The organism is Fervidobacterium pennivorans (assembly GCF_001644665.1).
Lineage (GTDB): Bacteria > Thermotogota > Thermotogae > Thermotogales > Fervidobacteriaceae > Fervidobacterium > Fervidobacterium ngatamarikiense.
In genome coordinates, this window is record NZ_CP011393.1 from 936,669 (window position 1) to 949,563 (window position 12,895).

At 39.5% G+C, this 12,895-nt stretch carries 11 protein-coding genes; 4 read left to right on the forward strand and 7 right to left on the reverse strand.

All coding sequences use genetic code 11. From position 1 onward, the window contains the following. Positions 1-17: 17 nt before the first annotated feature. From JM64_RS04380 to JM64_RS04395, 4 genes are all read left to right on the forward strand, one after another. Positions 18-2,171 carry a beta-glucosidase family protein gene (locus tag JM64_RS04380; protein ID WP_064011646.1) on the forward strand — a complete coding sequence of 718 codons (2,154 nt, stop codon included), beginning with the start codon at positions 18-20 and terminating at the stop codon, positions 2,169-2,171. Between the two features lie 30 nt (positions 2,172-2,201). After that, positions 2,202-5,426: a hypothetical protein gene (locus JM64_RS04385; protein ID WP_064011647.1), complete on the forward strand. Its 3,225-nt coding sequence runs from the start codon at positions 2,202-2,204 to the stop codon at positions 5,424-5,426. Between the two features lie 137 nt (positions 5,427-5,563). Further along, entirely contained in the window at positions 5,564-6,328 is a 765-nt protein-coding gene (locus JM64_RS04390) for a glycoside hydrolase family 16 protein (RefSeq protein ID WP_231882472.1), read from the forward strand. 28 nt (positions 6,329-6,356) lie between these two features. Next, positions 6,357-7,364 (forward strand): LacI family DNA-binding transcriptional regulator, encoded by a 1,008-nt coding sequence (locus tag JM64_RS04395; RefSeq protein ID WP_064011649.1) that lies wholly within the window; start codon positions 6,357-6,359, stop codon positions 7,362-7,364. Between the two features lie 51 nt (positions 7,365-7,415). On the opposite strand, the gene JM64_RS04400 is transcribed toward JM64_RS04395, so the two are convergent. From JM64_RS04400 to JM64_RS04430, 7 genes are all read right to left on the reverse strand, one after another. After that, a complete protein-coding gene (locus tag JM64_RS04400; protein WP_064011650.1) occupies positions 7,416-7,694 on the reverse strand; it encodes a hypothetical protein in 279 nt (92 codons plus the stop codon). A gap of 64 nt (positions 7,695-7,758) precedes the next feature. After that, positions 7,759-9,189, reverse strand: a complete 1,431-nt coding sequence (gltA, locus tag JM64_RS04405) for an NADPH-dependent glutamate synthase (protein WP_064011651.1) — start codon at positions 9,187-9,189, stop codon at positions 7,759-7,761. Next, on the reverse strand, positions 9,180-10,052 hold the full coding sequence (locus JM64_RS04410) for a sulfide/dihydroorotate dehydrogenase-like FAD/NAD-binding protein (protein WP_064011652.1): 873 nt from the start codon (positions 10,050-10,052) through the stop codon (positions 9,180-9,182). The genes gltA and JM64_RS04410 overlap by 10 nt, the downstream gene beginning before the upstream one ends. Before the next feature lie 30 nt (positions 10,053-10,082). Continuing rightward, positions 10,083-10,925: a methyl-accepting chemotaxis protein gene (locus tag JM64_RS04415; RefSeq protein ID WP_064011653.1), complete on the reverse strand. Its 843-nt coding sequence runs from the start codon at positions 10,923-10,925 to the stop codon at positions 10,083-10,085. 4 nt (positions 10,926-10,929) lie between these two features. Beyond that, positions 10,930-11,709 carry an oxygen-binding di-iron domain-containing protein gene (locus JM64_RS04420; protein WP_064011654.1) on the reverse strand — a complete coding sequence of 260 codons (780 nt, stop codon included), beginning with the start codon at positions 11,707-11,709 and terminating at the stop codon, positions 10,930-10,932. A gap of 51 nt (positions 11,710-11,760) precedes the next feature. After that, a complete protein-coding gene (locus tag JM64_RS04425) occupies positions 11,761-12,282 on the reverse strand; it encodes a chromate transporter (RefSeq protein ID WP_014451037.1) in 522 nt (173 codons plus the stop codon). Next, positions 12,279-12,851: a chromate transporter gene (locus JM64_RS04430; RefSeq protein ID WP_064011655.1), complete on the reverse strand. Its 573-nt coding sequence runs from the start codon at positions 12,849-12,851 to the stop codon at positions 12,279-12,281. The genes JM64_RS04425 and JM64_RS04430 overlap by 4 nt, the downstream gene beginning before the upstream one ends. Positions 12,852-12,895 lie beyond the last annotated feature (44 nt).

Sequence of the window (12,895 nt, forward strand, 5' to 3'; positions counted from 1 at the left end):
AAAAAGTAAGAAGGGAGATGATTATTGTGGAGTTCGATATTGAAAGGGTAATTTCTGAAATGACAATTGATGAAAAGATAAGCCTTTTGGTTGGTGCAGGTGTGCTTTGGTTACCTGATAATCCTGCTCCAAGGGTTAAAGGTGAGGCTGGTGAAACAAGACCCATAGAAAGGCTCGGTATCCCAGGTATGGTGCTTGCCGACGGACCGGCTGGTTTAAGGATAGACCCTGAACGTGAAAATGATGAGAATAAATACCATGCAACAGCATTTCCCGTTGAGACTATGCTTGCTTCCACTTGGAACAGAAATCTGCTTAGAAAAGTTGGAGAAGCAATGGGAGAAGAAGTTAAAGAGTACGGTGTAGATATACTTTTAGCACCGGCAATTAACATCCACAGAAATCCTCTGTGCGGAAGAAACTTTGAATACTATTCTGAAGACCCTCTATTAACGGGCGAAATGGCTGCGAGTTTTGTTGAAGGCGTTCAATCCCAAGGTGTTGGCGCCTGTTTAAAACATTTTGTGGTAAACGAGCAAGAAACAAACAGGATGACTGTTGACACCATCGTTTCCAATCGTGCTTTGCGAGAGATATACCTGAAACCGTTTGAAATAGCTATTAAAAAGGCAAAACCGTGGACTGTGATGAGCTCTTACAATAAACTAAACGGTAAATATACATCCCAAAACAAATGGCTTTTAAAAGATGTGCTCCGTGACGAGTGGGGATTTGATGGATTAGTGATGACTGATTGGTTCGCAGGTGATAACGCAGCTGAGCAAATCAAATCTTGGAACGATTTGTTAATGCCAGGAAATACGTATCAAATTTTTAAACATAGAAGACCAGAAATCGAGGAAATTAAAGAAGCTTACGAGCGTGGAGAAATTACCGATGAAATGTTAAATGAGCGGGTAAGAACCATTTTAAAGGTGCTTGTTAAGACCCCTTCATTCAAAGGATACAAGTATTCAAACAAACCAAACCTCGATGAACATGCGAAAGTTTCATACGAAGCCGGATGTGAGGGTGTTGTTTTGCTAAAGAATGAAAATGTTTTGCCACTCTCACCAAATACAAAAATTGCACTCTTCGGAACAGGGCAAATTGAAACGATACGAGGTGGAACAGGTAGCGGGGAGACCCACCCAAGATACACCATAAACTTCTTAGATGGTGCGATTGAAAAAGGGTTGAGAGTTGACATGGAACTGGCAGAATTTTACAGAAAAAAAGTCTCGGATTTTAGAGCCACGGATTATGTTGTAACTAAGGGTCAATGGGGTGAAGATATCATACCCAGGCTTCCTCAAGATTTCCTCAGCAAAGAAGATATTGAAAAATATGCTTCAAGAAACGATGTTGGGATATTCATCATCACAAGAATATCAGGAGAGGGTGTTGACAGAAAACTCGAAAAGGGTGACTTCTATCTTACGGATGATGAACTTAGTATAATTTCGAAACTTTCAACCACGTTCAGAAATCAGGGAAAGAAGTTCGTAGTCGTTCTAAATATAGGTTCTCCTATCGAAGTGGAAAGCTGGAAAAATCTTTGTGATGCCATACTATTGGTTTGGCAACCAGGTCAGGAGGCAGGAAGAATCTTTGCGGATGTGATAAGTGGAAAAGTGAATCCGTCCGGAAAGCTTCCAACAACATTCCCAAAAAGATACGAAGATGTTCCATCGAGGTCGTTCCCGGGTGAACCAAAAGATAATCCGCAAGTAGTAGTTTACGACGAGGACATCTACGTCGGATACAGGTATTACGATACATTTAGAGTAGAGCCTGCTTTCGAATTTGGATTCGGACTTTCATATACAACATTCGAATACTCTAATCTAAAGCTATACAGAGACGGTGGGGATATTGTTGTAACTTTCGAGATTAAAAACACAGGTAACATGGCTGGAAAAGAAGTTGCACAAATTTATGTGAGGGCCCCAAGAGGAAAAATAGACAAGCCTTACCAAGAATTGAAGGGTTTTGAAAAGACGAAGTTGCTTGAACCAGGAGAAACTCAGAAAATGGAAATTAGAGTTCCCGTCTCAAGCCTTGCAAGTTTTAATGGTCATTGCTGGATAGTTGAAAAGGGGGAATACGAAATAAGAGTTGGTGCATCGTCAAGAGATATCAGATTGGTAGGTAAGTATGTACTAGACTAAGTTCACAATTTTAAAAAAGGAGGTCTTGAAATGGTAAGATACTACTTCGACGAGAATAAGAGATTTGTAGTTGAAAACTACAATAACTCAAAACCATTTGCAAGCTTTCTGCCCGGCATAGCTGGTAAGAAAGGGATACCGCTGTGGGTGTTTTACGTTAACAGAGCTCAAGCAATCGCGTCTTTTGGAATTGCTCATAAAGATAACCCTATTATGGAATTCCACCCAGCTTTTAGATCTTATCAAGTTATATTCACACACGGCTTCAGAACGTTTGTTAAAGATTTGTCTATGGATGCATTCTTTGAGCCTTTTGGAAAAGTGGTTTCCGATAAAGTTGTACAAAGGATGTATATTGCCAGGAATGAAGTCGAGATAGAAGAAATAAATAATGTATATGGTCTTAAAACAAATGTACTTTACTTCATACTGCCCCAGGAGAAGTTAGGAGCACTTATCAGAATTGTTAAATTCCAAAACATATCTAACGAAGTAAAACACTTTGAAATTCTCGATGGGCTTGCTGCACTCCTTCCTTATGGAATCAACGATTACGGTTTAAAGCATGTGGGTAACACGTTAAAGGCTTGGATGGAAGTATATAATTTGGAAAACAAGATGCCAGTATTTAAACTCAGGTCAACGGCAGAAGATGTAGCAGCTGTTTCCGAATTCAAAGAGGGCAATTTCTACGTTTCGTTCAAGATTCAGTCAGGAAAAAAGGAACTCTTAATGCCATTGGTGGATCCTGACGTTGTTTTTGGAATGAACACCTCCTATATCGAACCAGATGTTTTCATCGGTTCAAGGTTAGAAAATATAAGGAAAATGAAGCAAATCACATCGAATAGGGTGCCTTGTGCTTTCTCTCCGACCGAAGTAACACTACAACCCGGCGAAGAATTTTATATTTACACAGTTGTTGGGCATACACCTGATATAAATTTGCTGAACGAATACGCAGAAAGATTCTCAAGCCAAGAATACCTTGAAAACAAACGAAAAGAGGGTAATAAAATAATCGAAGAGATTGTTAATGATGTATGGACAAAGACTTCTTCTGATTTATTTGATGAATACACGAAACAAACTTACCTTGACAACATATTAAGGGGCGGCTATCCAGTTGTTCTGCGTGAAGGTAAAGATAGATTGGTCTATCATATATACTCGAGGAAACATGGTGATTTAGAAAGGGATTACAACTATTTCGTGTTATTGCCAGAGTATTATTCTTCTGGTAACGCGAATTATAGAGATGTGAATCAGAACAGAAGAGAGGACGTTGTCTTCCACCCAGAGATAGGAAATTATAACATCCGATTCTTTGTCAACTTGATACAGCCGGATGGTTACAATCCACTTGTAATAAACGGTGTCAGATACAGACTGAAACCCGAATGTGGAGGTATAAAAGAGTTCTTAAAAACAGAAATTGAAAATCCGGAGAATGTTGAAAAATTGTTTAATTTCCTCAACGCAGGTAATCTAACACCAGGAAAATTGTTAACATTCATTGAAAAGCAAAGTATAGTTCTTAAAAACGACTTCGAGGAGTTTTTGAGGAATCTTGCAGAGTACCTTGAAGAAGAAGTAGACGCAGTTCACGGCGAAGGTTTTTGGACCGACCATTGGACTTACAACTTGGATCTCATTGAAAGTTACTTGGCAATTTACCCCGAAACAAAAGAAGAAATTCTTTTTGATGACAAATCCTACACATATTACGATAATGCAGAGTGTGTGCTTCCCAGGTCGAAAAGATATGTCTTCGTCAATGGAAAGGTAAGACAGTACAATTCTCTCTACCTTGATGAAGAAAAGAAAAGACTCATAGAATCAAGGGATAAATTCAAAAATGTCGTGAGAACAAATAAAGGAAAAGGTGAAATCTACAAAACAACGCTAATAACGAAACTCGTCAATCTGGCAGCTATAAAATTTGCAACGACAGACCCTGCGGGCGTTGGTATAGAGATGGAAGCAGGAAAGCCAGGTTGGTACGATGCATTAAACGGATTACCTGGATTATTTGGTTCTTCCGTTGCAGAAAGCTACGAGCTTCTGCGTTTAATGAATTTCATTATAGAAACATTGAAAGAATACCAACACAGGAAAGTTAACTTGCCAGTCGAAGTTATGGCGTTAATTAACAAAGAAGCCGAAATCATCGATTGGTACAATGCTTGCAATGATGATGATAAAGATTTCAAATATTGGGAAAAGATGTCCGACCTCAGGGAAACTTACCGTGAAGATGTAAAGTTTGGATTCTTGGGTGAAGAAGTTGAAATTACGGCAAATGAACTGGCAAACATCCTTGAAAAGTTCAAAGCAAAGTTGAAGTCCGCACTTGACAAAGCAATTGCCGAAAGCAACGGAATGATGCCAACTTACTATTATTACGAAGTAGAAGAATACGAAATTATCAGCGAAGAGGGTAATCAAAAATTTGTAAAAGTGCATAAGTTCAGGCAAAAGTCGATGCCATATTTCTTGGAAGGGATGGTTCGAGGATTTAAGGCTTACGGAAACAACAAGGAATTTATCAAGCAAATCCACAGAAAAGTCAAGTCATCAGAACTCTATGACAAAAAGTTGAACATGTACAAGGTTAACGCTCCTTTGAAGGAGCAGAGCATAGAAATTGGACGTGCCAAGGCATTCACACCCGGTTGGTTGGAAAATGAATCAATATGGCTACACATGGAATACAAATACATGTTAGAACTTATAAAGAACGGCCTATACGAAGAGTTCTATGAGGATTTCAAGAATGTAATTGTTGCCTTTATGGACCCTGAAGTATACGGAAGAAGTCCTCTGGAGAATTCTTCATTCATAGCAAGTAGTGCTAATCCTGACGAAAAAATCCACGGAACTGGTTTTGTTGCAAGGTTGAGCGGTGCAAGCGCGGAGTTTTTAAGCATGTGGAGAATAATGTTAGCAGGACAAAAGCCGTTTAAGTTCATCAACGGAAAACTCTTCTTGTCTTTTGAACCCATATTACCCGGTTGGTTGTTCGATGAAGAAGGAAAAGTATCGTTCAATTTCCTTGGAAAAGTAAGGGTAACTTATGTGAATCCAAAGAGGCTTGATACCTTCAAATTCGATATCTCAAAACAAAGAGTAAAGCTAATGACAACAGCGGGTGAGAAAGTAGAAATTGAGAACCACCTTATCGAAGAACCATATGCAAAGTTTGTCAGAGATGGTAAAATTGAAAGCGTAGAGATAATTTTCCTGTACGAGTAAATCTGTGAAAAGGAAGGTGGTGGTAAATGTTGTCTTCAAAGCTTAATTTCCTCAAATATTTGCCAGTTATAATGTCCGTTGTTTTCTTAACTATTCTAACCACAAGTTGTTTAGCATCCTTAAAGGAGTATGAGGTTATGATAAAAGATCCCAGATGGAAGTTGGTTTGGTCAGATGAGTTCGATGGTACAAAGATTGATATCACTAAGTGGAAGTACGATATCGGTAACAACAACGGTTGGGGAAATGGTGAGTGGCAATATTATACCGACGGAAAAAATGCATGGATTGAAAACGGAATGCTTGTAATTGAGGCAAGAAAAGAAACTGTAAAAGATGGCAGCAAGACTTTTAATTACACATCGACCCGTATGAAAACGGAAGGTAAGTTTACTGTTCAGTACGGAAAGATAGAAGCAAGAATAAAATTCCCTTATGGAAAAGGTCTTTGGCCAGCGTTCTGGATGCTTGGTAGCAACTTCAGGTATGTTGGTTGGCCAACTTGTGGAGAAATCGATATTGTTGAATTCTTGGGACACGATAAATGGACGGCGTATGGTACTTTGCATGGGCCTGGTTATTTTGGTTCAAACGGTATTCAAGGAAGGATAAGATTGGAACCACCAACACCAGATTTTACAAGTGATTTCCACGTTTTTGGAATAATGTGGGACGAGGAAAAGATTGTGTGGTATGTTGACAACACAGTTTACCACATCGTTACAAAGTCAGCGATAGAGTCACGTGGAAAAGCTTGGGTGTTCGATAACGACTTTTTCATTATATTGAACCTTGCAGTTGGTGGATATTGGCCCGGTTATCCGACAAACGAGACACCATTCCCTGCAAGAATGTATGTGGATTATGTGCGGGTCTACCAAATGGAAAGTGGTGAAGAGTAATTAACGATAGATTTCTGAGGTGGTTAGGATGGCTAACATTAGAGACGTAGCACGGATGGCAAATGTTTCGATAGCAACAGTTTCGAGGGTTATTAATGGTAGCGAAAATGTTTCTGAAGAGACTAAGAAGAAAGTCTTGAATGCGATGAAGAAGTTAAATTACAAACCAATGATGTCGTTCAAAACAACATCCAGAGAACTGTTCAAAACCATTGGTATATTGATTCCAGATATACGCGGTTACCACTACAGCGATATCGTTATGGCCATTGAAGAATATGCTTATTCAAAAGGATTCGACGTGATGTTAGCATTACCCAAAGGCGAACCTGATGCTGAACAGCATGTTTTGGACCAGTACTTCCGAAGAAAAGTGGATGGAGTCATTCTTGGAGAACTTTACGGAGGCAGTAAACTTATACAACGTTTTGAAAAAAGTGGTATACCAATGGTTGTCACTGATTTTGCTGTTGATGAAATTAACTTTGATACAGTAAACGTTGATAACGTTGGAGGAGGATACGCCGCGATTAAATACCTTTACGACCATGGTCACAGGAAAATACTTTTTATCCCAGGTCCAGAAAACTCACCAGCTGCACTCGACAGAGAAAAAGGGATAAGAAAGTTCATAGATAAAGTAGGCAAAGACAACGTGGAAATATATTACGGGGTTCACAGAGGTTACAACTCAGAACATGGATGGGTAAGCGTGGTACGCCATCTCCAAGAACACGGTCTTAATTTCACAGCGATATTTGCTGTCAATGACTGGGCAGCGATAGGTGCGATGGACGCACTGAAAGAACATGGGATAAAAGTTCCAGAGCAAGTATCGGTGATAGGTTTTGACGATGCACCATTTTCAAATTACACAAATCCAAGACTCACAACAGTTATGCAACCCAGGTGGGAAATGGGCACAACCGCTGCTCAACTCTTAATTGAGCGTATAACAGATAAAAGAACGAGGCTACCAAGAAATATCATCCTTCCAACAAAGATAGTTGAAAGAGAATCTGTTAGACAGACATGAAAGATGCAAAACATTATGCGGGGCGAGTTGCCCCACATTTTTTATATTTTACTATTTTTGCGGTCTTTCGAACTTTATAGCATTTATTGTGACTTTGTATTTCTTTCCATCCACTACAACATCGTAAGTTATACTAAACTTCTTTGATGGAACACTGTTTAAATACTCATTATCTATCTCTTGCCAGAACATGTTTTCGGCAATTAATTGAGCTCTCTCTTGTCTTATAGCCTCTTGTAAAGCTTCTCTTTGAGCAGGAATTGTTCCAGAAATTATTGTTAAAAGTAGCATTAAGATAATCATTGCGAAGATAAGCTCAGTGTAAAGCATAACCCCCTCATCCCCATTGCCTATCTGCAATTAACTATCTGTAAAAATTTGTGGTAACTATATTTTACTCTGTAAAGAATTTAACTATCCCCTCTGCGGCTTTTTTCCCTGCTCCCATAGCGAGGATAACAGTTGCAGAACCGGTGACGATATCGCCACCAGCAAATACCTTTGGAATGCTTGTTTGACCGAATTCGTTCGTGATGATATAACCGTATTTATTTGTCTTTAAGTCAGGAAACTGGCTAAGCAAAAATCTATTTGATTCGGTTCCTATTGCTTCGATGGCAATATCAGCTTCTATAACAAAATTGCTGTTGGGCACGGGGACCGGTTTTCTTCTACCACTATCATCTGGCTCTCCAAGTTCCATCTTTATACATTCTACCCCTATCAATTTACCACTCTCATCTCCGATATACTTAACGGGATTAGTCAAGAACAAAAATTTGATTCCTTCTTCCTTTGCGTGATGTATTTCCGCACGCCTTGCTGGCATTTCTGTTTCGGTTCTTCTGTATACCACCGTAACCTGTGCTCCAAGTCTTAAAGCACTTCTAGCTGCATCCATTGCGGTATTCCCACCACCCACAACTACTACTCTTTTCCCAGCCTTTATAGGAGTGTCGTATTCTGGAAATTTATACGCTTTCATTAGATTCACCCGCGTGAGGAACTCGTTTGCAGAATAAACACCGTTGAGCTCACTTCCGGGAATACCCATGAATTTCGGAGTTCCAGCTCCAACTCCAACAAAAACCGCATCGTATCTTTCAAGCAGTTCTTTCGGATGTATTGCATAGCCAACAGGAATGTTTTTGAATAACTCTACACCAAGCGTTTCAAGTTGAATTACTTCGCGTTTCACTATCTCTTTAGGAAGTCTGAACTCAGGTATTCCATAGACAAGCACACCACCGAACTCGTGTAATGCTTCGTAAACGTGCACTTTAATACCCAGTTTCCCGAGTTCTGATGCAACGGTCAGCCCCGCCGGACCAGACCCGACGACTGCAACTTTCTTAGACTTCAAGGCTGATACTTTAGTAGGGGTATTTTTTAATATATCGAGGATACTCTTGAAATCTCGAACCTTGCCTAACTCGTCATCAAAGCCTTCTTGATTTGCAAAATCAGCTACGAACCTTTCCAAAGCTCCAATATTTATTGGTTTACCTATTTTGTTCAGAACGCAGGCACCTTCACACTGAATTTCCTGAGGACACACACGACCACAGATAGCAGGTAGGTAGTTATAACTTTTGAGAATTTCATACGATTTTTTCAAATTTCCTCTGACTATCTCTCTTATAAACCCAGGGATATCAATTCCAACGGGACAACCTGAAACACAGGTTGGAACTTTACATTGCAAACATCTTTGCGCTTCCTGATGTGCCAATTCAAACGTATAACCAAGAGAAACTTCCGTGAAGTTTTTCTTTCTCTCCGATGGCTCGAGTTCAGGCACAGGAATTCTGTCTTTTACAGCCACGAGATATCACCAACTTTTTCCAAGAACTTCTCCAATACTTCTTTCTCCTCTTCCCTGTATTGTTGTAACCTTCTTATGAAGCTATCCCAATCAACGTACCTTCCATCGAATTCAGGACCATCAACACAAACGTATTTAATCTCTTCCTTTACGCTTCCTTCTTCTTCTTTTCTTAAAAGCACCCTACATCCCCCACACATGCCTGTTCCATCAACCATAATTGCATTTAGTGATACCAAAATAGGTACGTTATATTCAGAAGCTATTTTACTTGTTGCCTTCATCATTACAGCAGGTCCTACAGACCATATCATATTCGGTTTTTCTATCTCAAACTCTTTCAACATCCCATCTACAACCGTTCCTTTTATTCCTTCGCTTCCATCATCTGTGCAAACCACAACTTTGTCCGCAAAAGCAAATTCGTTTTTAAGAATCAATTCTGAAGATGTTTTAGCACCAAGGATTACCACAACTACATTACCTGCATTTTTGAGAGCTTTCGCTATGGGAAGTATAGCAGCTATACCTACACCGCCACCGATGACTATAACCTTTCCGTAGTAGTTGATTTCACTTGGTTTACCCAAAGGTCCCACAACATCGAAAAGCTGTTCTTTTTCATTCTTCATACAGAGCTCAATTGTAGATTTCCCTACAGCTTTCACTACGATGCGAAAAGCACTACCATATGAGTCAGCAATTGTTATAGGTATTCTTTCCCCCTTTTCTGAAGTCCTGATTATCACAAACTGACCGGGCTTAGCATTTCCTGCGATGAGTTCGTTGTCTATCCAAAATTCGTAAGTCCCTTTTGCAAGTCTACTTTTGGAAATTATTATGTTTCTTTGAATTTCATTCATCCCTATACACTCCTAAGGATTTGTTTTTGTTTATAACCTCAAATCTTTAAGTTTAGTCTGCGCCTTTACAATTGACGATATTACTCTTGACAATGTCTCAAACTTTTCCGCTGCTTGTTCCATTGTCTCAACAGCAGAACTGAAATTGCTATTTTCGGACTCGAGTTCTGTTTTCGTTTCTGACAAGAGTTCTGAAACATGTGAAAGCAGCGCCGAATTTTGGTTCATAAACCCCAAGAGTTGCTCAAGCGACCTTTGAATAGTCTGGAAGATTTCACCTACTAACTTTATACTATTCAGTGCTTCGGAAACGGAAGATGAAAGTTCTTTTACCAAATCGTTTATCTCCTTCGCCACTCTGTTAGACTCACCAGCGAGTTTTTGAACTTCCGATGCAACAACTGCAAACCCTTTTCCAAATTCACCAGCCCTTGCAGCTTCTATCGAAGCGTTCAAAGCCAAAAGGTTTGTCTGTTTCGCTATCTTTGTAATCTCCAAGACCATATTTTCGACTTTGGAGAACATCTCAAGCGTTTGGGTTGTATTTTTCACAGAACCTATGACTATGTCATTTATCTTTGATATATCCGCACCAGATTTTTTAAGTTCCTCAGTTATGTTTTTGTTCACATTTTGAGATTGTTCAATAACACTGACAATCTCTTGGGACTCTTTCCCAAATTGCTCAGACAATTTATTTAACCTTACCTGCATATTGCGAAATACATTCTCCAAGTCACGTAAATTCTCTTGGACATTTTTCACCCTCGAAATCAAAGCCTCATCGAGTTGAGCCATAAAAGAGGTCATCAAGTTTTCAGCAAAAAAAGCGGAAGACATCTTTTCTATAGTTTCTTTACTGATTTCTGGCATACTATCACCTGCCATATATCTCGTCAATAATATCTATACCGCATTTCAAGTTTCTGAACCAATCAAACAACTTCTTAACATTTTCACCTTTGAAAATTGCTCCATGCTGTGGAGCAACAATGTCTATTTCTCTTCTCTCAACGATACTCAACCACTTTCTTAAAGCAACGCTCGAAGTTATGTATCTTTTATGAAACCCTTCCATGAGTTTCACGTGTTCGTTAAAGTTCTCAACAAAAACGTAGCGTTGCCCTTTTGGAAAAACAGCAACACCCAAGTCACCTGAGAACAAAATCTTTGCCCTTGGATCGTAAAGTGTGAAATTACCCGTTGAGTGCAAATAGTGTGTAGGAATGAATTCAAGTTCCGTTCCGGATGGCAATCTCAATTTGTCCCCTTTGTCTGGAAGTGCAACCACCCTTCTTTGGTCGTATATTCCAAAGTGCGGGAGAAACCTTGTCCAAAGTGCAGAGATATAAATCTTGGCATTTTCTGCTATGGAAAGCCAAAGCGTGATTCCAGAGGTAACGTCCGGGTCTTGATGTGTAAAGAAGATATACTTAATCTTGCTAGGTTCTATTACTTCAGAGACATTAGCAAGCACCCTTGGAAAGACGTGAGCACCACCCGGGTCAAGTAGCATTGCCTCATTTCCGTCAACTATCAGATATTGATTCGTTTGAACTATACCTTCTTCTTCCTGCTCTTCCCAAGCGAGAAAGATGAACTTGTGCTGGCCATCATCGTAAAGCGTTAAGTTCTCGGTTCCTTCTCGAAATGTCATACACCACACCCCCTTGAAGTATTTTACAATTTGCATATATTTTAACACATTTTATCTAAGAAGTATGCAACCTAGGATACCAGATAATACAAGAATTGTGACCGCATCGATTTTTGTTTTAATTAAAAGACCAACTGCTAAAATGTTTACAAAAATTGCCAACGGAGTTCCGAGTGAAGTTCTAATGAAACTTAACCCAGCAGCAGCTATCATACCAAGAACTACGGGTTTCAGCTTGGAGATAATACTTCGAACAACTTTGTTTTCGGAATGCCTAAGGTAGAAAAGGTAAAGCGTAATTGACGACAATATAGGTACCAAGATAACCGAAAACGTAGCGATTATAGAACCAAAAATTCCACCAACTTTGTAACCAACAAAAGTGGCAGCATTAATTCCTATTGGTCCAGGTGTGGATTGTGATATTGCCACGATTTCGTTAAATTGGTCAAGTGTTAACCATTTATTTGTATCAACCACGTAATGGATTATAGCTTTGAGTATGCTGTAACCTCCACCGAAACTAATTGCACCTATTTGTGTGAAGACAACGAAGAGCTTTAGGTATATCAATCCAGGTCCCCCTCTGTGGTTTTATTTACAAAGAATCGGATAATCCCGTATAAAATGGCCAGTAAAATGACGTACACGGGATTGAACTTCAAGACAGTAACGGTGGAGAAAGCAACTATGAACACGACCAAATCTTCTAAACTTCTCACGCTGCTCTTCCAAAGTTTTAATACGCTAACAACTATAATAGCAAGCAGAGGAATTTTCATACCGTTAAGAAACGGCTTTAAGAAGTTATAAAATCTCCCGAGCACGATTGCAACGGCAAGGATTATAATCGTTGGGAAGAAAATAGCACCCGCAACAGCAGCAATTACCCCTGGAATTTTTCTTAACTTGTAACCTACAAGTGTAGAAGTGTTGACAGCGATTGGTCCAGGCATAGATTGTGCAATGACCAAAAGCGAATCAAATTCTTCTGGTCGCAAGAACTTATGTTTTATCGCAAATTCTTCGCGAATAATGGGGACCATAGCATAGCCGCCGCCGATAGTAACACCACCTATTTTTGCTGTAATTGAAAAGAGCTTCCATAAGGAGACCTTTTCGTTGTTTTCTAGTCTGCTCAAGTTAGCACCCCCGAACTGTTTTAAATTTGCTCACTCTATGAAGA

What these genes read in the sequence shown, in the direction of transcription:
- JM64_RS04400 (WP_064011650.1), bottom strand. Translation starts at nt 7,694, where the DNA reads ATGCTTTACACTGAGCTTATCTTCGCAATGATTATCTTAATGCTACTT.
- JM64_RS04380 (WP_064011646.1), top strand. Translation starts at nt 18, where the DNA reads ATGATTATTGTGGAGTTCGATATTGAAAGGGTAATTTCTGAAATGACA.
- JM64_RS04385 (WP_064011647.1), top strand. Translation starts at nt 2,202, where the DNA reads ATGGTAAGATACTACTTCGACGAGAATAAGAGATTTGTAGTTGAAAAC.
- JM64_RS04420 (WP_064011654.1), bottom strand. Translation starts at nt 11,709, where the DNA reads ATGACATTTCGAGAAGGAACCGAGAACTTAACGCTTTACGATGATGGC.
- JM64_RS04390 (WP_231882472.1), top strand. Translation starts at nt 5,564, where the DNA reads ATGATAAAAGATCCCAGATGGAAGTTGGTTTGGTCAGATGAGTTCGAT.
- JM64_RS04415 (WP_064011653.1), bottom strand. Translation starts at nt 10,925, where the DNA reads ATGCCAGAAATCAGTAAAGAAACTATAGAAAAGATGTCTTCCGCTTTT.
- JM64_RS04395 (WP_064011649.1), top strand. Translation starts at nt 6,357, where the DNA reads ATGGCTAACATTAGAGACGTAGCACGGATGGCAAATGTTTCGATAGCA.
- JM64_RS04410 (WP_064011652.1), bottom strand. Translation starts at nt 10,052, where the DNA reads ATGAATGAAATTCAAAGAAACATAATAATTTCCAAAAGTAGACTTGCA.